Origin of the sequence: Streptomyces sp. HM190 (assembly GCF_009857135.1) — a bacterium.
Taxonomy (GTDB): Bacteria; Actinomycetota; Actinomycetes; order Streptomycetales; family Streptomycetaceae; genus Streptomyces; species Streptomyces heilongjiangensis.
In genome coordinates this window covers 6,964,718-6,989,155 of record NZ_CP047318.1, presented here as the reverse complement: position 1 = coordinate 6,989,155, position 24,438 = coordinate 6,964,718, and the positions used below count along the sequence as shown (strand labels likewise).

At 73.0% G+C, this 24,438-nt stretch carries 18 protein-coding genes; 7 read left to right on the top strand and 11 right to left on the bottom strand.

Annotated elements, in window-relative coordinates; all coding sequences use genetic code 11:
- Positions 1-9: 9 nt before the first annotated feature.
- On the bottom strand, positions 10-1,464 hold the full coding sequence (locus GSY65_RS29870; RefSeq protein WP_201452711.1) for an amino acid permease: 1,455 nt from the start codon (positions 1,462-1,464) through the stop codon (positions 10-12).
- A gap of 625 nt (positions 1,465-2,089) precedes the next feature.
- Between GSY65_RS29870 and GSY65_RS29865 the strand changes: the two genes are divergently transcribed.
- Together GSY65_RS29865 and GSY65_RS29860 are read left to right on the top strand one after the other, a co-directional pair.
- The gene (locus tag GSY65_RS29865; RefSeq protein WP_159774463.1) at positions 2,090-2,824 is read left to right on the top strand and encodes a FadR/GntR family transcriptional regulator; all 735 of its coding nucleotides are present in this window, start codon (positions 2,090-2,092) and stop codon (positions 2,822-2,824) included.
- Between the two features lie 85 nt (positions 2,825-2,909).
- On the top strand, positions 2,910-4,379 hold the full coding sequence (locus tag GSY65_RS29860) for an APC family permease (protein WP_159774461.1): 1,470 nt from the start codon (positions 2,910-2,912) through the stop codon (positions 4,377-4,379).
- Positions 4,380-4,519: 140 nt separating this feature from the next.
- Here GSY65_RS29860 and GSY65_RS29855 read toward each other — a convergent pair whose 3' ends face one another.
- On the bottom strand, positions 4,520-6,316 hold the full coding sequence (locus tag GSY65_RS29855) for an ABC transporter ATP-binding protein (protein ID WP_159774459.1): 1,797 nt from the start codon (positions 6,314-6,316) through the stop codon (positions 4,520-4,522).
- Between the two features lie 53 nt (positions 6,317-6,369).
- Positions 6,370-6,585, bottom strand: coding sequence for a hypothetical protein (locus tag GSY65_RS29850; protein ID WP_159774457.1), 216 nt, complete (start codon positions 6,583-6,585; stop codon positions 6,370-6,372).
- A gap of 340 nt (positions 6,586-6,925) precedes the next feature.
- Between GSY65_RS29850 and GSY65_RS29845 the strand changes: the two genes are divergently transcribed.
- Positions 6,926-8,116, top strand: a complete 1,191-nt coding sequence (locus GSY65_RS29845) for a Cmx/CmrA family chloramphenicol efflux MFS transporter (protein ID WP_159774455.1) — start codon at positions 6,926-6,928, stop codon at positions 8,114-8,116.
- Positions 8,117-8,122: 6 nt separating this feature from the next.
- On the opposite strand, the gene GSY65_RS29840 is transcribed toward GSY65_RS29845, so the two are convergent.
- Genes GSY65_RS29840 through GSY65_RS29830 form a run of 3 tightly spaced genes read right to left on the bottom strand, consistent with a single transcriptional unit; the run spans position 8,123 to position 10,718 of the window.
- Positions 8,123-8,824: a 3-oxoacid CoA-transferase subunit B gene (locus tag GSY65_RS29840; protein WP_159774453.1), complete on the bottom strand. Its 702-nt coding sequence runs from the start codon at positions 8,822-8,824 to the stop codon at positions 8,123-8,125.
- Positions 8,821-9,516: a 3-oxoacid CoA-transferase subunit A gene (locus GSY65_RS29835; protein WP_159774452.1), complete on the bottom strand. Its 696-nt coding sequence runs from the start codon at positions 9,514-9,516 to the stop codon at positions 8,821-8,823. Before GSY65_RS29835 ends, GSY65_RS29840 begins: the two co-directional genes overlap by 4 nt.
- Positions 9,513-10,718: a thiolase family protein gene (locus tag GSY65_RS29830; RefSeq protein WP_159774450.1), complete on the bottom strand. Its 1,206-nt coding sequence runs from the start codon at positions 10,716-10,718 to the stop codon at positions 9,513-9,515. Before GSY65_RS29830 ends, GSY65_RS29835 begins: the two co-directional genes overlap by 4 nt.
- 71 nt (positions 10,719-10,789) lie before the next feature.
- Between GSY65_RS29830 and GSY65_RS29825 the strand changes: the two genes are divergently transcribed.
- Positions 10,790-11,671 (top strand): LysR substrate-binding domain-containing protein, encoded by an 882-nt coding sequence (locus GSY65_RS29825; protein ID WP_159774448.1) that lies wholly within the window; start codon positions 10,790-10,792, stop codon positions 11,669-11,671.
- A gap of 301 nt (positions 11,672-11,972) precedes the next feature.
- On the opposite strand, the gene GSY65_RS29820 is transcribed toward GSY65_RS29825, so the two are convergent.
- Positions 11,973-12,524: a GNAT family N-acetyltransferase gene (locus GSY65_RS29820; protein ID WP_159774446.1), complete on the bottom strand. Its 552-nt coding sequence runs from the start codon at positions 12,522-12,524 to the stop codon at positions 11,973-11,975.
- Positions 12,525-12,805: 281 nt separating this feature from the next.
- Here GSY65_RS29820 and GSY65_RS29815 point away from each other — a divergent pair, with 281 nt between their 5' ends.
- Positions 12,806-13,438 carry a precorrin-8X methylmutase gene (locus tag GSY65_RS29815; RefSeq protein ID WP_159774444.1) on the top strand — a complete coding sequence of 211 codons (633 nt, stop codon included), beginning with the start codon at positions 12,806-12,808 and terminating at the stop codon, positions 13,436-13,438.
- A gap of 21 nt (positions 13,439-13,459) precedes the next feature.
- Here GSY65_RS29815 and GSY65_RS29810 read toward each other — a convergent pair whose 3' ends face one another.
- Positions 13,460-14,206 (bottom strand): cobalt-precorrin-6A reductase, encoded by a 747-nt coding sequence (locus GSY65_RS29810; protein ID WP_159774443.1) that lies wholly within the window; start codon positions 14,204-14,206, stop codon positions 13,460-13,462.
- Between the two features lie 18 nt (positions 14,207-14,224).
- Between GSY65_RS29810 and GSY65_RS29805 the strand changes: the two genes are divergently transcribed.
- A complete protein-coding gene (locus GSY65_RS29805) occupies positions 14,225-15,376 on the top strand; it encodes a cobalt-precorrin-5B (C(1))-methyltransferase (RefSeq protein WP_159774441.1) in 1,152 nt (383 codons plus the stop codon).
- A 123-nt stretch (positions 15,377-15,499) separates the two neighbouring features.
- On the opposite strand, the gene GSY65_RS29800 is transcribed toward GSY65_RS29805, so the two are convergent.
- Positions 15,500-16,993: a hypothetical protein gene (locus GSY65_RS29800; protein WP_443043264.1), complete on the bottom strand. Its 1,494-nt coding sequence runs from the start codon at positions 16,991-16,993 to the stop codon at positions 15,500-15,502.
- 729 nt (positions 16,994-17,722) lie between these two features.
- Between GSY65_RS29800 and GSY65_RS29795 the strand changes: the two genes are divergently transcribed.
- Positions 17,723-18,655: an alpha/beta fold hydrolase gene (locus tag GSY65_RS29795; protein ID WP_159774439.1), complete on the top strand. Its 933-nt coding sequence runs from the start codon at positions 17,723-17,725 to the stop codon at positions 18,653-18,655.
- A gap of 472 nt (positions 18,656-19,127) precedes the next feature.
- Here the strand turns inward: GSY65_RS29795 and fxsT are convergent, their stop codons facing one another.
- Positions 19,128-23,114 carry an FxSxx-COOH system tetratricopeptide repeat protein gene (gene fxsT / locus GSY65_RS29790; RefSeq protein WP_159774437.1) on the bottom strand — a complete coding sequence of 1,329 codons (3,987 nt, stop codon included), beginning with the start codon at positions 23,112-23,114 and terminating at the stop codon, positions 19,128-19,130.
- Entirely contained in the window at positions 23,111-24,436 is a 1,326-nt protein-coding gene (gene fsxC, locus GSY65_RS29785) for an FxsC protein (protein ID WP_159774435.1), read from the bottom strand. Before fsxC ends, fxsT begins: the two co-directional genes overlap by 4 nt.
- Positions 24,437-24,438 lie beyond the last annotated feature (2 nt).

The following is a 24,438-nucleotide window of genomic DNA, read 5'->3' as shown; positions in this document are numbered from 1 at the left end:
TCAGCGACCTCAGGAGGGGGTGACGGCGTCGTGCGCCCGGTCGCGGCGCAGGCGGTCGCGGAGCAGGGCGACACCCAGGACGCCCACGGCCACCAGGGTGGACAGGACCACCTGGTCGCGGCCGCCGCCGTCCGCGGTGTCGGTGAGCATGTAGCACAGGACGAACGTGATCATCGCGATGGTGGCCCAGGTCAGATACGGGTAGAGCCACATCCTGACGACCAGCCGGTCCGGCGTCTCCCGCTGGATGATCCTGCGCATCCGCAGCTGGGAGAAGCAGATCACCAGCCAGACGAACAGGGCGATCGCACCGGAGGAGTTGAGCAGGAACTGGAAGACCGTGTCCGGCCACAGGTAGTTGAAGGCGACCGCCACGAAGCCGAAGACCACCGAGGCCAGGATCGCCGCCCGCGGCACACCGCGGCCGGTGGTGCGGGCGAACGGGACCGGCGCGTCGCCGCGGCGGCCGAGCGAGAACGCCATCCGGGACGCCGTGTACAGGCCCGAGTTGAGGCAGGACAGCACCGAGGTGAGCACGATCGCGTTCATGATCTGGCCGGCGTGCGGGATGCCGATGGAGTTCAGCGCGGCCACGTACGAGCCGTCCTTGAGGATCGCCGGGTCGTCCCAGCGCAGCAGCGACACCACGACCAGGATGGAGCCCAGGTAGAACACCGCGATCCGCCAGATCACGCTGTTGGTGGCCTTGGTGACCGCGGCCCGCGGGTTCTCGGTCTCACCGGCGGCGAGGGTGACGATCTCACTGCCCATGAAGGAGAAGACGACCATCAGGATGCCCGTGAGGATCGCCCCTGGCCCGTGGGGCAGGAACCCGCCGTGCGCGGTGAGGTTGGACAGGCCCGTCGCCGGGTGGTCCGAGCCGGGCAGCAGGCCGAAGACGGCGAGCCCGCCGACCACGATGAACGCGGCGATGGCGACGACCTTGATCCCGGCGAACCAGAACTCGAACTCGCCGTAGGAGCCGACCGAGCCGAGGTTGGTCGCGGTGAGCACGACCATGACGATCAGTGCCCAGCCCCACTGCGGGACCGCGGGGATCCACCCGGTGAGGATCTTGGCGCCGGCGGTCGCCTCCACGGCGAGCACCACCACCCAGAAGAACCAGTACAGCCAGCCGATGGTGAAGCCGGCCCAGCGGCCGAGCGCCCGGTCGGCGTACGCGGAGAACGAGCCGGAGGTGGGGTTGGCGGCCGCCATCTCGCCCAGCATCCGCATCACGAGGACGACGAGGGCGCCGACGAGGGCGTACGAGATCAGGATTCCGGGGCCCGCGGCGGCGATGCCCGAGCCGGAGCCGACGAACAGGCCGGCGCCGATGACACCACCGATCGCGATCATCGACAGGTGGCGGTCCTTGAGCCCGGCCCGCAGGCCGGATCCTTCGGGAGCGCCGTCCGCGCTGGTCGCCCGATCGAGGGTGGGGACGGGGGGACGTGTGGTCATCTCGACATCCAGAGGCAGATGGGGACGAGGGAGGGTTCCGCGGGAGCGGCCGGGTTCGCCGCACGGGTTCCGCGGGGCGGGCGTGGGAGGTGCCGGGTGAGGGGCGGGTGGCGATCACGGTCGTGGGGAGGGCATGGTGGACCGCGGCCCCTGACCCGGTGGCTGCCGGACCGGTCGTACCGGCGGCGGTCAGGAAAATAGTTCAGCACGATCTAAAAAAACAAGGGGTCCCGTCGCCGGGTGGCCGGCGCCCGTGCACGTCCCCCCGGGGGCGCGGCACCCTCGTACGCCCGGCCCGCGCGCACCGCACAGAGGTCCGGCGACACCTCCCCCGGAGCCCGAATTCCCTGCTCAGGGGCGTGATCACATGACCGTCGACCCGACCACCGGCGCCGCTCCGCGGGAGACCGTGGACAGGCCGTCGGGCGGGTCTTGTTTAACTGTTCACCTTGCTCTAATTTTCTCTGCATCGATCCGCCACCGTGCCCTCCCCTGCCGACGTCCCCTCGCCCTGGGAGCACCGATGCACCGCACCACGACCCCGTCGCGGGAACCTCCCGCGCCCCCACGGAGCAGGTCCCGCGCCGGGCCCCGGCCGCGATCAGCAGGCCGTTAGGGTGGCGCCGTGGTGAACGCAGCGGGCAAGTTCGGGCCCTACAACCAGCCGGGCCTCGCTCCTACGGCCCCGGCCACCGGTGTGGGACACACCCGTGTGCTGCCCCTCGGGGGCCGGAGCGGATCCGATCTCGTCCGGTCGCGGATCGCGCTGCGGATCCGACTGCGCGTGCTGCGTCCCGGTGACCGGCTGCCGGACGCCGGTGTCCTCGCCGAGGAGCTGGGGATCAGTGAGATCACCGTGCGCCGGGCACTGGAGGGCATGTGCCAGGACGGTCTGCTCGACCGCAGGCGCGGCCGGGCCGGCGGAACCTTCGTCGCGCAGGGCTGGGACACCGTCGTCGCCCTGTTGCACGACACCGAGGAGGCGGCCTCGCTGGACGCCTTCCACCTGCTGCTGGAGTGCGGCCTCGTGGCGCACGGCGCGGGCGAGGTGCCGGACGAGCGACTGGACGGACTGCGCGCCCTGGTGGCGGACATGGAGAGGACGGACGACCCGGAGCACCTGGCCGAGCTGGAGACCCGCTTCCACCTGGACCTCGCGGAGGTGCTCGGCGGTCCCGGGATCCGCGATTTCGCCGCCGACCTGCTCGGCCGCCTGTGCCTGCTGCTGCCCGCGCCACGGCCCGAGGCGGTGCGGGAGCGGAACGGCTGTCACACCGCGCTCCTCACCGAACTGGCGCGGGGCGCGACCGACCGGGCCGTGCGGGCGGTGAAGGCGCACCAGCGTTCCGGGCACGGCTGACACCCGGTCCCCGCCAGCCCGACCGTCCCGTCGCCGACAGCCCGCGCACCCACCACGCCACACCACCGCACGAGGAGTAGCCGCCATGCCCCACCCCGGAGCCGGTCCGCTGTCCCCGCCGGGCCCCGCCGACGGCGCGCCCCAGCGGCTGCGCGGCGGCGTCCTCGGCATGGCGGACATCGCCGCCGCCACCATGGCCAACGTCGGTCCGGCCATGAGTTTCTTCTTCGGCTTCGCCTTCCTCGCCACCACCGCGGGCGTGGCGTCGCCGCTGACCATCGCGGCGGCGGGCGTCGCCGTGGCGCTCCTCGGCAACACGCTGGCGGAGTTCTCCCGGGCGCACCCGTCGGCGGGCAGCTTCATCACGTTCGTCGGCCGGACGTTCGGGCCGGTCAGCGCGGTGACCACGGCGCTGCTGGCGGCGGTGGGCTACATCATCGCGATGGCCGGCGTCGTCTCGATCTCCGGTGGGTTCGTGCAGATCACCCTGCACCACTACACCGGCGTGGACCTGCCGTGGATCATCTGGACGCTGCTGCTCACCGGGCTGGCGGTGGTGCTGATGCTGCGCGGGGTGGTGGTCTCCACGAAGTGGGCCGGCTACTTCTTCGGCGCCGAGATGCTCGTGCTGGTCGTGGTCTCGGTGGCGGCGCTGGTCGAGCACCGGGGCGCGCTGTCCTTCGACCCGTTCCTGCCCAGCCGCATCAGCGACGGATTCAAGGGGCTGGCGGCGGGCTTCCCGCTGGCGGTGTACCTGTTCATCGGCTGGGAGAACTCGGCGGCGCTCGCCGAGGAGACGGAGAACCCGCGGCGCAACGTCGGCCGCGCGGTGTTCTCCTCCGTCGCCATCATGACGGTGAGCTACATCCTCTTCGCCTACGCCACCGTGACCGGATTCGGCTACGACGTGAACGCGCTCGGCGACTCCCGGATCCCCTTCATCGAGGTGGCCGACGACACCCTCGGCGCCCTGGCGTTCCTCGCCTACCTCGGCGGTCTGACCTCCACCCTCGGCGTGCTGATCGCGGGCATCAACTCCCAGGCCCGTCTCGTGTTCAACGCCGGCCGGGAGGGCCTGCTGCCGTCCTTCTTCGGCTATGTGCACCCCACCCGGCGCACCCCGAACAACGCGATCGTCACCTTCACCGCCGTCGCGCTGCTGATCATCGGCGGCTGGGGCCTCGGCCATCTGCTGGGGCCGGGCGGCGGCCCGATGAACCCGGTGGTCTTCTTCACCGAGTCCTCGACGCTGGGCGCCATCCTGATCCTGCTGGTGTACCTGGCGTCCAACATCGCGCTGCCGCTGTACTACCGCAGATACCGCCCCCAGGAGTTCCGGGTGGTACGGCACCTGCTGCTGCCCGCGGTCGGCACGGTCGCCATCCTGGTGCCGCTCTACTACCTCGCCAAGCCCGGCCAGCCCGCGCCGTACAACTGGTTCCCGTACGCGGCGATCGCCACGCTGCTCGCCGCCGTCGGCTACGCGACCCTCCTGGTGCGCCGCGACCCGGCCCTCGCCGAACGCGTCGGCTCGATCGTCGCCGACGCGGACTGAGCGACGCGGCCGCGACGCCCCCGGGCAGCGCCCTGGTCGCCGCCGCCACACACGGGTGACGCCGCGTCACCCGCTGAGTGCGGCGGCGGTGACGTGTCCGACGGCGGCGGCCGCGACCGGGCTGCTCGGCGCCGCCTGCGTCAGCGGGCGGGGGCCAGGAGCTGGGTGGCGGCCAGCCGTGCGTACAGCGCGTCCTCGGCCACCAGTTCCTCGTGGGTGCCGACGGCGCGGACCCGTCCGGCCTCCATCACGACGATCCGCTCGGCATCCGTCACCGTCGACAGGCGGTGGGCCACCACCAGCACGGTGGTCTCCCGCGCCACCTCCGCGAGGACGTCCCGCAGCGCCAGCTCGTTGACGGCGTCGAGCTGCGACGTCGCCTCGTCCAGGAGGAGCAGGCGGGGCCTGCGCAGCAGCGCGCGGGCGACGGCCACGCGCTGCCGCTCACCGCCCGACAGCTTCGAACCGCGGTGTCCGACCGGGGTGTCGAGGCCGTGGGGCAGACGCTCGACGAGGGCGTCGAGCCTCGTCCGGGCCAGGACGTCACCGATGTCGTCGTCGCTCGCGCCGGGCGCCGCGAAGACCAGGTTCTCGCGGAGCGTGCCGGCCAGCACCGGGGCGTCCTGCTCGACGTACCCGATCGCGGCCCGCAGCCGGGGCAGCGACCAGTGCCGTACGTCCTCGCCGTCGACGAGCACCCGACCGCCGGTGACCTCGTGGAACCGCTCGATGAGCGCGAACACCGTCGACTTGCCCGCCCCCGACGGCCCCACGAAGGCCGTCGTCCCGGCGCCCGGCACCTCGAAGGTCACCCGGTGATGGACGTAGGGCTGTCCGGGCCGGTAGCGGAAGGACACGTCCTCGAAGCGGACCGACGCCGGGCCCGGCACCGCCGCCGCCCGCCGGGGCGGGGCGTCCTGCCGCCCGGAGACCGGCTCCGTCGCCAGGCGTTCCACGGCCGCGATCCGGGAGACGGCGGCCGACCCCTCCTGGTAGGAGGACACGGCGTCGACCAGCCGCGACACCGGCTCCATCAGGTAGAAGAGGTACAGCAGGAAGGCGATGAGGGTGGAGACCGGGATCTGCCCTGACGCCACGCGCGCCCCGCCGACCGCGAGCACCGCGAGGAAGGCCAGCTGGACGGCGAGTTCGTCGGCCGAGCCCGCCGCGGACTCCCACTTCGCGCTCCGCACGCCGTGCCGCCAGGCCCGCCGCGCCGCCGCCTCCACCCGGGCGGTCTCCCGTCCCTCGGCACCGGACGCCTTCACCGTGCGGAACGCCCCGAAGGCCCGCTCCAGCGCGACGGAGATCTCACCGACGGCCCGCTGGGACCGTTCGGTGGCCCGCGCGATCCGCGGCATCACCAGCGCGAGGGCCGCGCCGACCAGCACGACCACGCCGAGGGTCACGCCGAGCAGCACGGCGTCCAGGAACGCCATCATCACGACCGCAGCGACGAGGGCGACCGTGCCCGTGGCCGCGGAGACCACCGCCTGCGTGCTGACCGCCCGCAGCAGCGTCGTGTCCGAGGTGACGCGGGACATCAGATCACCCGGCGGGATCCGCTCCCACTCCGCGATCCGCAGCCGCAACAGCCGCCCCACCACGGTGCGTCGAGCGGCCAGGACCACCGACTCCGCCGTCCGCTCCAGCACGTACGCGCCGAACGCCTCGACCGCGGTGCCCACCACCACGAGCACGGTGAGCCCGATCAGGATGCCGGTGATCGTCCCGCCGGAGGCCATCCGGTCCACCAGCGCCTTCGTGGCCAGCGGCTGCAGCAGCGCCCCGGCGGCCCCCACCAGGGCGCACAGCAGGCCGAGCACGACGGCCCACCGGTGGGGGCGGACGTACGCGTACAGCGCCCTGACCGTCTCCCGGGCGGACAGCGACGTCTCGGGGGACTCCTCCGTCGTCGGAGCGGATGCGGTGTTCACCGGGTTCCCTTCCTCGGCGGTCCGTGGCGGACCGGGGGTGCTCGTGCGGCGGCTCAGCGGACGAGCCCGGCCGTCCCCGAGGCGAGGGCGTGCACCAGCGCCTCGGGGACCTCCGGGCGGACGACGACCAGGACGACGGTGCCCGCCGCCAGCGCCAGACCGAGGAACTCCAGGAAGTCGCCCCGGCGGGGGACGACGTCACGGCCGGGTACGTCGGCCGCCGAGGCGAGGGGGGTGTCGGGCTCCTCGGGCCGCGCACGGTGTGTCATGCCCCCAGCCTGGAAGCCCGGCCCGCGCACACCCATCCGGCACCCGTCGGGTCGACCCCCGCCGAGTGGCTGGAGGAGGTCGTCTTCGGGTCGCACAGGGGCCGGGGCGGAAGCCCGGGAAACGCGGCTGCCGGGTCGCGGTCCGGTCGGGTAGCGTGCCGGACATGTCGAGTCCCGAGTCGGATGACGCGGGGGCTTTCGGTCACGCCGTCAGCCCCCTGCCCCACTGAACCCCTCACCCGTCGTCGTACCGCGCCACGCGGTGGGACGAGGGTGCGCCGGGGGCCGGCCGCGGTGACGAGAAGACCCTCTCGTGCCTCTCCTCACCCGGAGCCACTCGATGCCTCTACCCCTGTATCTGCTCGCCATGGCGGTCTTCGCCATGGGCACCTCGGAGTTCCTGCTCGCCGGTCTCCTGCCGGACATCGCCTCCGATCTAGGCGTCCCGGTCGGGACGGCGGGCACCCTCACGTCGGCCTTCGCGGTCGGCATGGTCGTCGGCGCTCCCCTGGTGGCCGCGCTCACCCGCGACCGGCCCCCGCGCTCCGGCCTCTTCTGGTTCGTCCTCGTCTTCGCGGGCGCTCATGTCGTGGGCGCCCTCACCACGAGCTTCGCCGTCCTGTTCGTCACCCGGGTCGTCGCCGCGGTCGCGAACGCGGGGTTCCTCGCCGTCGCTCTGACGGCCGCCGCCGCGCTGGTCCCGCCCGACCGGAAGGGACGCGCGACGGCCGTGCTGCTGTCGGGCACGACGGTGGCCACGGTCGCCGGTGTCCCCGGCGGGGCGCTGCTCGGCGCGTCGCTCGGCTGGCGGGCCCCGTTCTGGGCGGTCGCCGCGCTCTGTCTGCCCGCGGCCCTCGGCATCCTGAAGGGGATCCCCGCGGGGCGCGACGGCGACGGGACGGCCGGCCGGCCCTCCCTCCGCACCGAACTGTCCCGGCTGACCCGGCCACGGCTGCTCCTGGTGATGCTGCTGGGCGCGCTGGTGAACGCGGCGACGTTCGGCGCCCTCACCTTCCTCGCCCTCGTGGTGACCGGCACCGCCGGGCTGGGCGCGTGGTGGGTCTCCGTCGCCCTGATGCTCTTCGGCGCCGGCGCCTTCGTGGGCGTGACCGTCGCCGGCCGGCTCTCCGACCGGCGTCCCAGGCACGTCCTCGCGGTCGGCGGGCCGTTGCTGCTCCTCGGCTGGGCGGCCCTGGCGCTGCTGGCGGAGGAGCCGGTCGCGCTGTTCGTCCTCGTGTGCGTGCAGGGCGCCCTGTCGTTCGCGGTGGGCGGCACGCTGATCGCACGCGTCCTGCACGAGGCGTCGGGAGCCCCGACCATGGCCGGCTCGTACGCGACGGCGGCGCTCAACGTCGGCGCCGCCGCCGGTCCCGTCGTCGCCGCTGCCGCCCTCGGCAGCCGGGCCGGGGTCCTCGGGCCGATCTGGGCGAGTGGGCTTCTGGTGGCGGTCGCGCTGCTCGTCGCCGCGCCGGCCGCGCTCCCCCTCCGGGCCCCCGTCGCGGCCCGCCGGGGCACGGAGGAGCGGGCGTGATCGGCCCTACGGGAGCGTGTTCGCGGGCCGGGGGAGCGCGATGCCGAGGCGCTCCGCCAGTTCGGCGGCGGTGACGCCGTACGTCTGCCGGATCCGTACCCCCTCGGGGCCGACGTCGAAGACCCCGCAGTCCGTGTAGACGCGGCTGACGCAGCCGACGCCGGTGAGCGGATAGGTGCAGCGGGGCACCAGCTTCGGCTCACCGGAGCGCGTGAACAGCGTCATCATCACGTAGACGTCCTTGGCGCCGATGGCGAGGTCCATGGCGCCGCCGACGGCGGGGATGGCGTCGGGCTCCCCGGTGTGCCAGTTGGCGAGGTCGCCGTCGAACGCGACCTGGTACGCCCCGAGCACGCACACGTCGAGGTGGCCGCCGCGCATCATCGCGAAGGAGTCGGCGTGGTGGAAGTACGCCGCGCCCGGCAGTTCGGTCACCGGGACCTTGCCGGCGTTGGTCAGGTCGGGGTCGACGACGTCTCCCTCGGCCTTCGGCCCCATGTTGAGCATGCCGTTCTCGGTGTGCAGCACCACACCGGAGCCGGCCGGCAGATGGTCGGCGATCTTGGTGGGCTGGCCGATCCCGAGGTTGACGAAGGCGCCCGCCGGGATGTCGCGTGCGATGACGGCGGCCAGTTCGTCCATCGACAGCCGGTGGTCGGCGCCGACCGGCGGCGCGGCGTCCGGCGTGGTCGTCGGTGTGGTGGTCATCGCGCCCCCTGCACGGTGTAGTGACGGGCCTCGACCTGGACGATCCGGTCGACGTAGATGGACGGGGTGGCCACGGCCTCGGGGTCGAGCTGCCCGGCCTCGACGACCTCATCGACCTGGACGATGGTGGTCGTCGCGGCGGTGGCCATGACCGGTCCGAAGTTCCGGGCGGTCTTCCGGTAGACGAGGTTGCCCATCGTGTCCGCGCGGTGGGCACCGATCAGCGCGTAGTCGCCCTTGATCGGGTACTCCAGCAGGTACTTCCGGCCGTCGATCTCCCGCTCCTCCTTGCCCTCGGCCAGCGGGGTGCCGACCCCGGTCGGGCAGTAGAACGCGCCGATGCCGGCACCGGCCGCGCGCATCCGCTCGGCGAGATTGCCCTGCGGCACGACCTCCAGTTCGACCTTCCCCGCGCGGTAGAGGTCGTCGAAGACCCAGGAGTCGGCCTGGCGCGGGAAGGAGCAGAGCACCTTGCGCACCCGGCCCGCGGCGAGGAGCGCGGCGAGCCCGACGTCGCCGTTGCCGGCGTTGTTGGACACGACGGTGAGGTCCTTCGCGCCCTGCCGGATGAGCGCGTCGATCAGGTCGAACGGCATGCCGGCCAGGCCGAAGCCGCCCACGAGCACCGTGGAGCCGTCCTCGATGCCGGCGACCGCCTCGTCGGCGCTCCGCAGGATCTCCGCCCTGCTCATGCCCTCACCCCCGTCACGGCGCAGTTCTCCAGGACGACGGCCAGACCCTGGCCGACCCCGATGCAGATCGCGGCGACGCCGTAGCGCTGCCCCGTCTCCCGCAGCACCTTGGCCAGTGTGCCGAGGACACGGCCGCCCGAGGCACCCAGGGGGTGACCGATGGCGATGGCTCCGCCCTTCTGGTTGACGACGGCGGGGTCGACCTTCCACGCGTCGAGGCAGGCGAGGGACTGCACGGCGAACGCCTCGTTGATCTCGACCGCGCCCACCTGGTCCCAGCCGATCCCGGCGCGGGCCAGCGCCCGGTTCGCCGCCTCGACCGGCGCGTAGCCGAAGTCCTGCGGCTCCAGCGCCATCACCCCGCGCCCGGCGATCCGGGCGACCGGGTCGGCGCCGATGGCCGCCGCGGCCGTCTCGCTGCCGATCAGCACCGCCGAGGCACCGTCGTTGAGCGGGCTCGCGTTGCCCGCGGTGATGGTGCCGCCCTGCTCCGGGGTGCGGAACACCGGCTTGAGCCCGGCGAGCACCTCCGGGGTGGAGCCGGCGCGGATGCCCTCGTCACGGGTGAGGTCGACGCCCTCGACGGGCGCCACCAGGCCGTCGTAGAAGCCCGACTCCCAGGCCGCGTGGGCGAGCCGGTGGGAGCGGGCGGCGAACGCGTCCTGCCGTTCGCGGGTGATGCCGAAGCGTTCCCGGAGCCGCTCGTTGGCCTCGCCGAGGCTGACCGTCCACTCCTTCGGCATGCGCGGGTTGACCAGCCGCCAGCCGAGCGTCGTCGAGACCGCGGTGACGTCGCCGGCCGGGAACCCCTTCGCCGGCTTGGGCAGCACCCAGGGGGCGCGCGTCATCGACTCCACGCCGCCGGTCAGCACCACCTCGGCGTCGCCGGACTCGACCAGCCGGCTGGCCGTCATCGCCGCGTCGAGGCTGGACCCGCACAGCCGGTTGACCGTGCTGCCCGGCACGCTCACCGGGAGCCCGGCGAGCAGCGCGGCCATCCGGCCGACGTTGCGGTTCTCCTCGCCGGCGCCGTTGGCGTTGCCCCACACCACGTCGTCGATCGCGGCCGGGTCGAGTCCGGGCACCGTCGCGAGCGTCGAGGTGATCGCGGCGGCGGCGAGGTCGTCGGGGCGGACACCGGCCAGCGCGCCGTTGAAGCGGCCGAACGGCGTCCGCGTCGCGGCGTAGATGAAAGCACTCATGGCAGGGACGCTAATCCAGCCCCGCGATATTCTGAAGTACGCATATCCGACCCGATTGATAGGGACGACATATGGATCTGCGGCACCTGAGGTACTTCGTGGCGGTGGCCGAGGAGCGTCACTTCGGGCGGGCCGCCGAGCGGCTCCACATGGCCCAGCCGCCGCTCTCCCAGCAGATCCGGCAACTGGAGGCCGAGCTGGGTGTCGAGCTGCTCCGCCGCACCACCCGCCGGGTGGACCTCACCGAGGCCGGCCGCGCCTATCTCGCGCGGGCGCGGGCGATCCTCGCCGACGTCGACGAGGCCGGTCACCACGCCCGGCGCGTCGCCGCCGGGACGGTGGGGCACCTCGCGATCGGGTGCGTGGGCTCGGCGACGTACAGCCTCCTGCCCGCGCTCTCGCGGCGGCTCTCGGAGGCGCTGCCCGGTGTCGACTTCTCCTTCCGCGGCGAGATGCTCGCGCCCGACCAGGTCGAGGCGCTGCGCACCGGCGCGATCGACGTCGCGCTGCTGCGCCCGCCGTCGACGGATCCCTCGCTCACCGTGCACGCCCTGCGCCGGGACCGGCTCGTCGTCGCCGTGCCGGTCGACCATCCGCTCGCCCGCCGGAAGCGGCTGCGGGTGGCGGACCTGGCCGGGACCGACCTGATCGTGCACTCCGCCGACCGCCGGTCGGTGATGTACGACGTCGTGATGGCCCTCCTGCGCGGCGCCGGGGTCGAGCCGCACGTCCGGCACGAGGTCGGCGAGACGTCGACGCTGGTCACGCTGGTGGCCGGGGGCCTCGGCGTCGCGGTCGTACCGGAGCCGGTGACCGCGCTGGCGCTCGACGGCGTCGCGTACCTGCCCCTGACCGGGTCCGACGCGCGCGTGGACCTGGCGGTCGCGCACCGCGCCGATCGCGCCGAGCCGCACCTGGAACGCACGGTGGGGATCATCCGGGCGGCGTTCTGAGGGGACCCGTACGCGCGGCCGGGGCCCCTACCCGGGGTGAGGCGTCCGGGGGTGGCCCGTGCAGGCCGCGTCGGGGTGGGTGCGGGGCAGGAGGAAGGCGGTCGACCGTGCCGGACCAGGCGTCCGGCACGGTCGCCACGCACAGCTGCGCCGCGGAGCGGTCGCCGCCGGTCGCGACGGCCGTGGGGGGCCGCCGTCCACCGGAGGCAGACGGCCACCGCCCCCGCCCCGGCGGTCACCCCGAGGGGGCCACGCCGTCGCCGCCCCCGTTACGCGCGGACGCGTCGGAGGGATGAAGGGCTCACAGGGCGAGGCTCATCAGGACGGCGTCCCGGTCGTCGCCGGGGGCGATGCGCAGCGCGCCGGGCCAGCGGCCGACCTCCTCCCAGCCCACCTTGCGGTAGAAGTCCTCCAGCCCCAGCCCGCCGCGGGTGGACAACTGCAGGCGCTCCAGGCCCATCTCGTCCCGTGCGATGTCACGGACGCGGTGCATCAGCCCGGCGCCGATGCCGAGGCCCCGGAAGCGCGGACGGGTCTGGACGTGGTTGACCGTGCCGCAGTGCGCGCCGAGCGGGTGCGGTTCGCGGCGGAGGATCAGCCAGCCGGCGAGCGAGCCGCCGGCGGTCGCGACGAGGAGCCTGCCGCGCCCGGGATGCAGGGTGCCGACGAGGCCGTCGACGACGGGCGCGACGTCGTGCGTGCTCACCGGCAGCGGGGGGAACTCCTCGGCGAGGACCGCGCCGCCCGCGTTGGCCACGTCCTCCCAGCAGTCGGTGAGTTCCTCGCGCAGCTTCGGGGTGACGTCGTCGGGGCGGGTGAACTGCGCGAACCGAGGGGATCTCTGCACCGTCATGTCCGTCAGCGTGGCAGAACGACCGGCGCCGCGCGGCTGAAGCGGCTGAAGCGCGGGTGGGACGCGAGGAGGATGCACGTGAGGGCGCGGCGAGGGTGCGCGTGGGGTCGCGGCGAGGGTGTGCAGGGGCGTCGCCCGAGGGCGGGGCGTCCCTCCGCGGCGGCCGTGGATATGCTCGCCGTCCGGCGCCCGGACCCGGCCGGGAGTCACCGCGGCCCGCTTCCCGGCGCCGACGCCCGCAGGACAGCCGCAGGACGACCGAAGGCAGCGAGAAGAGCACCGTGACCACGTACGACTACGAGAAGGACGGGGCCGAGATCTACCGCCGGTCCTTCGCCACCATCCGCGCGGAGGCCGACCTCGCGGGCCTGCCCGCCGACGTGAGCCGGGTCGCCGTGCGGATGATCCACGCCTGCGGCATGGTCGACCTCGTACGGGACCTGGCGTACTCACCGCGGGTGGTGGCCCGCGCCCGCGAGGCGCTGCGCGCCGGGGCACCCGTGTTCACCGACGTCCGGATGGTGGCGAGCGGCGTGACCCGCGGGCGGCTGCCCGCCGGCAACGACGTGGTGTGCACCCTCGCCGATCCCGCCGTCCCCGCACTGGCGGCGAAGCTCGGCACCACGCGCAGTGCCGCCGCGCTCGAACTGTGGCGGGATCGGCTGGAGGGCTCGGTCGTCGCCGTCGGCAACGCGCCGACCGCCCTGTTCCGCCTCCTGGAGATGATCGAGGAGGGCGCGCCCCGGCCCGCCGCCGTCATCGGCGTCCCGGTCGGCTTCGTCGGCGCCGCCGAGTCGAAGGACGCGCTGGCCGCGAACGCCTCGGGCCTGGAGTACCTCGTCGTCCGCGGCCGTCGCGGCGGCAGCGCCATCGCCGCCGCCGCGCTCAACGCGCTCGCGTGCGAGGAGGAGTGAGCGGAACGGGGCAGGCTCCGGTCAGCGGCCCGTGAGGTGGTCCTCGATCCAGCGGGCCGCCGTCTCGGGGTCCGTCGCCACGGGCACGCCCTCGGGCACCGGGGGTCGGCGGACCACGACCACGGGCAGGCCGGCCTCGCGCGCGGCGGTGAGCTTCGGCGCGGTGGCCGCTCCCCCGCTGTCCTTCGTCACGAGCACGTCGACGCGGTGGCGGCGCAGCAGTGCCCGCTCCCCGTCGAGGGTGAAGGGCCCCCGGTCCAGGAGGACCTCCGTGCGGGGCGGGTGCGGGGCGTCGGGCGGCTCCACGGACCGTACGAGGAACCACAGCTCGTCGAGGCCGGCGAAGGCGGCCAGGCCGAGGCGCCCGGTGGTGAGGAACACCCGCCGGCCGAGCGCGGGCAGCAGCGTCGCGGCGTCCGCCAGGGACGCGGCCTCGTGCCAGTCGTCGCCGTCCGCCGGGACCCAGCCGGGGCGGCGCAGGGCGAGCAGGGGAACATGGGCGTCGGCGGCGGCCCGCGCCGCGTGGAAACTCATGGTCCCGGCGAAAGGGTGGGTGGCGTCGATGAGCGCGTCCACCCGGTGCTGCCGCAGCCACGCGGTGAGGCCCTCGGCTCCGCCGAAGCCGCCGACGCGGACCTCGCCCGGGGGCAGCCGCGGGCCGGTGACCCGCCCGGCGAGGGAGCTGGTCAGCGTCAGGCCGGGCAGGCCGTGGAGGAGTCCGGCGAGGCGGCGGGCCTCCGCGGTTCCGCCGAGTATCAGTACGTGCATGGGGGTCCGGGTCCGTTGGTGAACAGCAGTGACGAGCAGCGCGCCGCCGGGTCGGCCGGTACGGCGAAGGGCGGTCGCGCGGCCCAACTCAAGCACACCGGGCTGCGGCCCGGCTGGACCACCGGTGCCTGCGCGACGGCGGCGACGACGGCCGCGTACACCGCCCTGCTGACCGGGGAGTTCCCCGACCCGGTGACGATCACCCTGCCGAAGGGGCAGACCCCGTCGTTCGCGCTCGCCGCCGAGGAGCTGACGGACGCGCACGCCATGGCGGGTGTCGTGAAGGACGCGGGCGACGACCCGGACGTCACCCATGGCGCGCTGGTCCGGGCCACGGTACGGCGGCTGCCCGCCGGGGCGGGGGTCGTCTTCCGGGCCGGCCCCGGTGTCGGCACGGTGACCCGGCCCGGCCTGCCGCTGCCCGTCGGCGAACCGGCCGTGAACCCCGTGCCCCGCCGGATGATGCGCGAGCACGTCGCCGAGGTCGCGGAACGGTACGGGGGCAGCGGCGACGTCGAGATCACCGTCTCCGTCGACCACGGCGAGGAGATCGCCCGCTCCACCTGGAACCCCCGGCTCGGCATCCTGGGCGGTCTGTCCATCCTCGGCACCACCGGGATCGTGGTGCCGTACTCCTGCTCCGCGTGGATCGACTCCATCCGGCGGGGCGTGGACGTGGCACGGGCGGCGGGCCGGACCCATGTCGCCGGGTGCACGGGATCCACGTCGGAGCGGACGGTCGTCGCCGAGTACGGGCTCCCCGAGGACGCGCTGCTGGACATGGGCGACTTCGCCGGCGCGGTCCTGAAGTACGTCCGCCGCCACCCGGTCGACCGTCTGACGATCTGCGGCGGCTTCGCCAAGCTCTCCAAACTCGCCGCCGGCCACCTCGACCTGCACTCCGGCCGCTCCCAGGTCGACACGGGCCTCCTCGCCGAGCTGGCCCGGCGGGGCGGCGCCGACGCGGCCCTGGCGGCGGAGGTGGCCGCCGCCAACACCGGGCTCGCCGCGCTCCAGCTGTGCGCGGCGGCCGGCGTACCGCTGGGCGACCTGGTGGCGACGGCGGCCCGCGACGAGGCCCTGAGGGTCCTGCGCGGGGCCCCGGTCGCCGTCGACGTCATCTGCGTCGACCGGGCGGGCACGGTGGTGGGGCGCAGCACGGTCGCCTGAGGCGCGGGCCGTCGCCGAGGAGGACGGGCGGCACGTGGGGCCGGAGTCCGTCGAGGAGCTCCCTGAGGAGTACCCCGCGGCGGACCGGAACTGCCGCCGCCCGCAGCCGGGGGAAGGCCTCCCCTAGGGTCCCGTCGGCGCCACGTGCAGCCGGAACCCGGCGACCTCGTGGGCGGGCCAGGAGCGGGCGTACTCGGGCGGGGGGCCGTCCCCCGCCACGAGAGTGGCGACCGGGACGCGTTCGGCGGTGCGCAGGATGCCGGCGCGGGTGATGTTGGCGTTGTTGCCGCGGACGGCGGCGGAGGAGCAGCCGGCGTAGAACCCGATGGGGATGGCGTTGTCGCCGGTGAGCAGGCACGGCGGCCGTACGCCCAGCCGGTGGAGGCCGGCGGCGACCCGGTCCCAGTCGCGGCGCGCGGCGGTGGTGCGGTCCACGGTCTGTGTCAGCACCGAGTACTGCACCCCGAGGTGCGCGACGAGTGCCAGCGCCACGAGGGTCCCCGCCACCGGCCGCCACGCCCCGCCCGGCCCGGTGACGAGGCTGAGGAGGCCGTCGGCGAGGGGGATCGCGAGCAGGGCGTACGCGGGCAGCAGGAAGCGGGGCGCGGCGTAGCCGATGAAGAAGAGGTAGGGCAGGGCGGCGGTCGTGGCGCAGGCCAGCAGGACCAGTGTGGGCGCCCCGCGTCGGGCCCGGACGGCCACGGCCGCCCCGACCGCGGCGAGCACGGGCAGGGCGAACCACCAGGCGTACATCATCACGGGCGGCAGGTCCCCGGTGCAGGGGCGGCACAGCGTGCGCCCCACGAGGCTGCGCAGCTGGTCGTCGACGGCGATGTTCCAGCCGAGGCCGCCCTGGATGCGTGAGGCGTCGTCCAGCCGCCGGGCCAGCCCTCCGTAACGGAGGTAGGCCTCGACGACCCAGGCGCCCGCGCCGGTGCCGAGTCCCACCGCCATCGCCGCCGACAGCCGGGGCAGGCGCCACCCGCGCGCCACGGCGGGCAGGAGCAGCAACGGCACGCAGACCCACACGGCGTCCGTGGGCCGCATCCAGGCCATCAGCGCGCTGCCGGCGGCGGCGCCCCAGAGCGTCGTACGGCCGACCGGGCGCACCCGCGGCGCTGTGCGCGCCGCCCGTGCCCGCAGGAAGCATCCCGTCGTGACCAGCGCTCCGACGGCGACCCAGTAGTTGGGCATGGCCTGCGGGCCGTAGAAGAGGGTCACCCACAAGGTGGCGAACACCGCGCCCGCGAGCGCCAGCACCCGCACGGGGAACAGCCCGCGCCACACGCGCAGCCCGCAGTAGAGCCCCGCGCCGGACAGCACCGCCAGATAGACCCGCAGGAGCTCGGTGGACGACGACCACGCGGCGACCGGCGCGACCAGCAGCGGAACCCCGCGCGCGCGGGGTGCGCTGAAGAACGCGGCCGGGGCGTGCGGGCTGACCTGGCTCACGTACACCGACTCGTCCCAGCCCAGCCCCATCCCCGGGGGGACGAGGACGAGTTGGGCGAGCGTGAACGCGCCCGCCACGACGGCCAGCGGGACGAGGACCGGTGGCGCGGCGGGCGGCGCGGTGACGCGTGCGACGAGCGGCGGGGCGTTGGAGGTGATGCGCATGACCCATCCCGGTGGCACGAGACGACGGAGAGCCCAAGAGCCGAAGATCCTCTTGACCGACGAAAGGATCAGTCACCGCACGGGACCCTCCGGGCACGCCTCACCGCCCGGCGGACGGCATCACCCGGCTGCGCTGCGGGACATCACCCGGCTGCCCCGCACGACATCCCCCGGCTGCCCCCCGACGCCATCACCCCGCCGACCCGAAGGGCTTCCCCCGGCCCACCCGAGGGGCCTCCCCCCGGCCGACCCGAGGGGCTTCCCCCGGCCGACCCGAGGGGCTTCCCCCGGCCGACCCGAAGGGCTCCGCCCCCGACCCGAAGGGCTTCGCCCGGCCGGCCCGGACCACGCGGAGTACACCGCCCGCGGCGATCCGCCGGGCGGTGATACGCATCACTCACGACTCGTCACCCTCCGTACTAGCCCGAGCGGGTGATCATGTCGTCTGCCTGGTGCCCGGCATGACGGAACGACGGCAGCGGCACAGTACGGGCACGGGCCCCCTACACCCTGGCGCTCACCTTCGCACCACGTTTTCCTCGCTCCTCAGGCGCCCCATGGCCTGGTGCACTACCTTGGGGCCTGACCAGCCGAGCGGCCCACGCATACCCATTAATCGCCACACCTCGCCAGAACGGCTGAGCAACTACTAGGAGCGGGGCCTCCCTTGCGCGATGCTGGGGGGTCCCGCACTCCAGTCCACAGTCGCTGGCAACGGGAGGGCATCGGGTGGTCAAGACAGTGAAGACGCCGTCCAGTGGACGAGCGATCACCTATGAGACATGGGGTGATCCCGACTCACACCCGGTGTTTCTGCTGCACGGAACACCCGGCAGCCGCCTGGGGCCCCGCCCCCGCACCTTCGACCTCCACAAGCTGGGCATCCGCCTGATCGCCTACGACCGACCGGGATACGGCGGCTCCGAACGTCATCCCGGCCGCAGGGTCGTCGACGCCGCCGACGACATCAACACCATCGCACAGGACCTGGACCTCAAGAAGTACTCGGTCGTCGGCAGATCCGGCGGCGCACCCCACGCGCTGGCCTGTGCGGCACGCAATCTCGGCAGCCAGGTGGCGAGTGCGGCGGCGCTGGTCTCCCTCGCCCCTCCGGACGCCGACGACGGCCTCGACTGGCGTGAGGGCATGTCCGAGTCCAATGTGTCGACCTACGACCTGCTGGACGCCCACGCGCCCGACGTGACCGCGCTGGGCTCCCTGCTGGCCCGCAACGCGGAGACGATCCGCCGGGATCCCGCGCTGTTCCTCGCGTCGCTCCGTGAGGAGATGCCGGACGAGGACCGGGTCGTCGTCGAGAACGCGGGCATCCGGCGGCAGTTGCTGCTGAACTACCTCTCCGCGGTGGGCAACGGAGAGCAGGGGGAGGGACCGCGCGCACAGCCGCCGGCCCCCACGGGGTGGGTGGACGACCTGGTGGCGTTCCGCATGCACTGGGGGTTCGACCTCAAGGAGATCGACGGGACGGTGCCCGTGATGCTGTGGCACGGTGAACGCGACATCTTCGCCCCCGTCTCCCACTTCCGCTGGCTCGCCAGGAAGATCCCCACGGCGAAAGCGGTGCTGCAGCCGTCCGTGGCCCACTTCGCGGCACTGCCGGCCCTGCCCCAGGTCCTGGCCTGGGTGCGCGACGAGGCAGCCTGACACCACCGGACTCGCACGGCCGCCGCACCCCGCACGGGCAGGACCCGTTCACCGCGCCGCCGGCGGCCGGAACGGTGGTCACCACGACATCCCACCGTCACGACCGCCGGCCCGGCGAGGCGGTCACAGTACTGGGGCGTGTTTCGAAAGTTGCGTCGTCTCCCCGAAGGGCAGGCCCGGCGGCGTGCCGTGCACGTGATCGCACGGCGGAGGGTCGCCCCGATACCGGTGGTGTCGGGGCGACCCCAGACAACGCGGCGAGCGTGCGTGCCGGACGCCGCAGGGCAGACGGGACTTTCGCAACACGCCACAGTGCTGTCCCGTGATCCCCGGCGGGCGCACGACGCCGGCTACGGCACCTCGCCGCGTTGTCGGAACGCCCTCATACATCCAGTATGCGGACGCTCCGCCGCCTTGCGATGCACCGCATCCGACGCCGTGCGCTGATCCACCGCGGATTACGGGGCAGCCCTTAGATCGGGTGCGGCTCCATGTCCAGGCAGCTGAGGTTCCAGGACTGGAGGGTCAGTACCCGGGGGTGTTCGGTGCCGATCCGCTTGACGAGTGCCGCCAACGTGTCGTTGTGCTGCTTGCGGGCCTCGTCGGCGCGGCCCAGATGGCTCAGGATCACCGCGAGGTTCCCCGCACACGTCAACGTCGACGGATGAGTCGGGTCCAGCACCTCCTTGAGCAGGTCGTACGCCTCGACGCTGACCTTGCGGGCCTCTTCCCAGTTGCCCAACGCCGCCTGCGCGACCGCCAGATTGGCATGGCAGATCAGGACGAAGGGGTGGTGCTCGCCGTTGAGCTGGGCGAACCTCTGCCGGGCCAGACGCAGCAGGTCCCTGGCCTCGGCCGCCGCCTCAGGACGCGGGGACGCGCTGTCGTCCAGCAGCAGGACCGCGTAGTTGACCGAGCAGGCGATGGTGTGGGAGTGCATCTCCCCCAGGGTGTCCCTCAGGTCCTGCAGAGCCCGGCGGATCAGCGCCAGCCCCTCGTCGACCCGGCCCTGCGCGGCCAGGTCACCGGCCAGACCCATCTCCAGCACCAACCGCTCCGAGGTGGACCCCTTCTCCCCCTCGGGTGTGCTGCGCAGCACGTGGCGGACGAGTTCCTCCGCCTCCGCGGCCTTTCCCGCACGCCTCAGTGAACCGGCCAGGCCCTTGGCCGTGTTCAGCACCGTCGGCGAGCCCTGCGTGAGACGCGGGTTGCGCAGACAGCGCTCGTAGGCGCGGCTCAGCAGCGTGACCGACTCCTCGTAGTCGCCGCAGTCACGCAGGTCCCGGCCCAGGTTCACCGCCGACTCGATGGTCAGGGGGTGGTCGTGGAGCTGGATCGCCTCACGCAGTTCCAGCGTCCTGCGGTCCAGGGCGCGGGCCCTCTTGTACTCCCCGGACAACCGCAGGGCGACAGCGAGGTTGTTGGCGGCGCTCAGGGTCCGCGCGTGGTCCTCACCGTAGATCAACTCATAGCGCTGGTAGGTCTCCTCGTCGTAGCGCAGCGCTTCCGACAGCCGGCCGAGACCCCGCAGGTCGGCGGCGATGCTGCTGGTCGTCATCAGGATGTGCTGGTCGTCCACGTCGTCGAGCACGTCGAGCTGCCGCTCCAGAACCTCCTGGTCCAGCGCGAGCGACTCCTCGTACCTGCCCTGCGCGCGGAGAATGTTGGCGATCTGGAAGCGCATGTGCAGCGTCCAGCGTTCGTCGACCGCGCCCTCGTTGGACCACGCGGCGACCCGCCTCTGGCTGTACTCCATCGCCAGGCTCAGCTCGCCCCGGCGGCGCAGCTGGCGGACCCGGTCCACGAACAGTTCCTTGATGCCCTCGTCCGGGGAGGTCTCGGCCCACGGGGTGCCCAGATGCGGCCAGATGATCCGGTAGTTCTCCCAGGTGTTGGGGTTCTCGGGATCGTCACCGCTGGGCCTGGCGGCGATCAGTGAGCGGTAGACGACCTCCTGCGCCGCCTCTCGCTCCTCCTCGGTCATCTCCTTGCGCATGGCCGCCTGCATCATCCGGTGCACCGTGACGCTCCGCGCCTTGCGGTCGACGGTGACCAGCGAGAACCGGCTCAGCTCCTTGTACGCGCGCGAGACCGTACGGACACCGCCGAGGGCACGGGAGACCTCGAACCCCTCCAGCAGGTCCATGGAGATCGGCTCGGCGCTGTAGTACGAGCAGATCTGCAGGAGCTTCACCGCTGGGGGGAACTTCTCCCTCAGCTGCCCGAGCGCGAACTCCCAGGTGTTCTTGACGACCTCCCCGACCGTCTTGTCATCGGGGTCGCCGGCGGCCTGGGGCTGGATCTGCTTGATGTAGTCGCGTACGTCGGCCCTGGTCTGCTCGATGAACGCGGTCGCCCGTTCGATGGCGATCGGCAGGTCGCCCAGGGCGTCCGCGATCTGGTCGGCCTCCGCCCAACTGCAGTCGGGCAGCCGGCTGTGCACGTGGGCGATGCTCTCGTGCCGCTCGAAGACGGGCACGTCGATGGTGTCCACGAACCGCCCCCAGCCCTCGGCGCGCTGGCTCGTGACCAGGATGTGGCCGCGCCGGCCGTCCATCATGAACTCGGGCAGATGGTCGGGCTCCGGGACGTTGTCCAGGATCAGCAGCCAACTGTCCTGGCTGTCGCCGTTGTTGAGGAACTTGGCGACGGCCTCACCGGTGTCCGTCGGGTTGGTGCGCTCCTGCAGTCCGAGATGCTCGGCCAGACCCGCGTACCGCTCCACCGCCAGCATCTTCTGCTCGGCCTGGATGTGCCACACGACGTCGTAGTCGCTCTTGTAACGGTAGGCGAACTCCTGGGCCAGCAGGGTCTTGCCCACCCCGCCCATCCCCTTCAGGACCAGGGCCCGCGCATCGCCCTTCCAGAGCTTCTCCCGGATGCCCTCCAGCAGCTCCGTACGGCCGGTGAAGGACTCCGTGCGCAGCGGCACGCCGAAGACGCGGGGCTCCGTCCGCGGGAAACGCGGCAGCTTCGGCTCGGCGCCCGCGAAGTGGTTGCGGGCGAGCGACTCCCCGCCCCTGCCGAACCAGGTCAGCAGGGCCGCGCGGCCGGTCTCGCCGTTGCTGCAGCGCGTCATGTCGGCGAGCTGCTCCCGGAAGGGGGGCTCCAGCGACACCTGCCGGTCGACCTGCATGGAGACCAGCTGGTGGGTGCGTCGGTCGCTCTCCGCGTAGACCGCCTCCCAGGTGGCGCGGTACCGGGACGACCTCATGTAGTCCTCGGAGAAGATGATGAGCGTGTAGGAGGCCGCCTCCACACCGCGCTCGATCTCCTCCCGCGCCTGGCCGCCGTCGGTCGGGTTCTCCTGCGCCATGTGGACCTTGAATCCGGCCTGTTCGAGGACCGCGCCCGCCCAGTTGGCCCAGCTCCGGTCCTGGGGCACGAAGCTCAGGTACACGTCGGAGATGCGCGGCGGGCGGTGCCGGGTGTACCGGTCGAGGGTCTTGCGGCGCACCGACTCCTCGATGCGGGGCATGGAGTCGACCTGGCCGTCGGTGATGACCGCCGTGAGCCTCTCGTAGGCGGAGAGCAGGCTCTTGGGGTCGCCCGGCTGCTCACGGAACGGAGCGAGCGTCTCCTCGTAGGAGTAGATGGGGCGGTAGGGGATCTCCACGCTGCCCCAGTAGTCCTCCGGGTCCCGTTCGGGGATGTGCTTGCGCACGATCCGGTCGAAGCGGTACTGGATCTGGCCCCGGGCCGCGTCCAGCCGGTCCGCCTCCGCGTTCTCCACCCGCATGGGGACCGGCAGGATCCGGATGTCCCGGTTGCCGTACAGCATGCCGTCGATGCGTTCGGCGACACCGGCCGCGCCCTCGATGCTCTGACTGCTCGGGGTGAAGCAGGTGACCACGGTGTGCGGGAGGTTGACCGTGCAGATGTCCGAGATGTCGTTGAGGCCGGTACGGCTGTCGATGAGGACGTAGTCGAAGTTCTCCATGAACTCGCGCTTCAGCCCGTCGAGGAACCTCGTGGCGAGCGGGCCCTCCATGAAGTGCTTCCAGTCGAACTGCGAGAACGCCGCGAGATAGCCCTGGTTCTTCGTGCCGGCCGGCAGATAGTAGAGGTGTCCGCCCTCGGGGAAGTCCCAGTCGACCTGGACGATGCAGCTGTTGAGCGTGATGCCGTCGGAGGCCCCCAGGTCGACCACGGCGGGGTACGCCGGCCCCGGGTCGCCCTGGTGCGCGGACTCACCGGCGCCGCTCTGCGCCGAGACCATGAAGTGCGTCGACCGGCTGACCAGTTCCAGCACTCCGGGCGTCTCCCTAAGCTGCCTCTCGCTCAGGAAGGGATGCAGGAAGCGGTCCAGCCCCGGAGCGTCGAGGTCCCAGTCGACCACCAGCACCCGGTTGCCGGCGGAGGCGAGGATCCACGCCGTGTTGGCGAGCGCCATCGTCCTTCCCGTACCGCCCTTGTACGAGTAGAACGTGATGATCCTGCGCGCGTCCTCGCCGCTCATGGCCTGCCCTCCACGCGACGTCCGTCGCTCGATGACCCGTCGTCCCGGCCGCCGTCGGGCCGTCGGGGCAGGTCCGGCCCGGATTCCGGATCACCCCGGACGACCCCGCCACTCCGGGACAATTGCGAATGAATGTACCGCAAGTAGCGGATCTTGGTGGCCACGGCCAACTCGCTGAACCAGCGCGTGAAGACGTCGGCTCCCGCCAGTCCTCGCACCGCTTCCTGCTCGCCGGCTCGCCCCTCGCTGAGGAAGCGCGGAAAGTGCGCCGCCAACAGGCCGCGCAGCCGATCGGACTGTTCCTTCGTCTGCGCGTCGTCGCCGGACAGCGTACTCAGCACCGCGGTCCATGGCCGCCGCACCCGGTCGAACTCCCGTGCTTGGTATGCCATTTGGGTGTTCTCCAGCGCCCACGGGTCGACCACGACGATCCACGGGGCGGTCGGCAGTTGCGTGCTGTGCAGCTCCGCCTGGATCTTGTGGAAGGGGACCACAGTGGGCTCGAAGCCGAGGTTCCGGGCCGTGGCCTTCATCTGGTCGACCAGCGGGCCCACGGCCGGGCCGTAGGGCCGCCAGTCGGCGACTGTGGGGCCGTACAGGACGTCGTCCCTGCCGACGGGTAACTGCGTCTCGGTCGGGGCGAGCACGGTGACGTACAGCGGCGAGGCGAAGGGCGGGTCCGCGAAGGCGTCGTCCAGCCCGGCCAGCGTCATGGGCCGCACCGGGTTCCGGCCGCCGGACACGTCCGACGGCCGGGGCACCCTCGCGGCCAGATCGACGATGCGCCGGGCGAGCCAGTCGGTCACCTGGGCGACCCGGGTCGCCGCCTGCTCGTCCTCGGGGTCCGACCTCTCCGCCAGGTCGAGTCGCTGGTCGAGCAGCCGGTGCAGCCCCTGCCGGGCGTAGTCCTCCGCCGCCTCTCCGATGCCCTCGGGCTCATCGGGATACTGGTCCTTGACCCGTTGGGGCAGCGCGGTCGGCGAGTACGGCGTCCACAGCACCGGCAGGATGTTCGGCCGTACGCCCTGCGTGGCGCCGTCGGTGACGGCCGTCCACTGCCGTCCGCACTGAGGGTTGCTGAAGTACCTTTTGGAATACAGCGGAACGAAGACCCGGCAGTCGAAGAGCGCGTTGATCGCATGCTCGCTGGACGTTCCCGGCCGCTCGACGAATCCGGCCTCGTCGAGGGGCACGTCGGCGTGACGGGCCACGTCCGCGCACAGTTCGTCGAAGAACTGGAAGACCAGGCGATTGGGGTCCTGCGACGCGTCCCGGTGCCGGGGAGCAGGAACCCGCGCATAGCTCATGAAGAACATCGGCATCC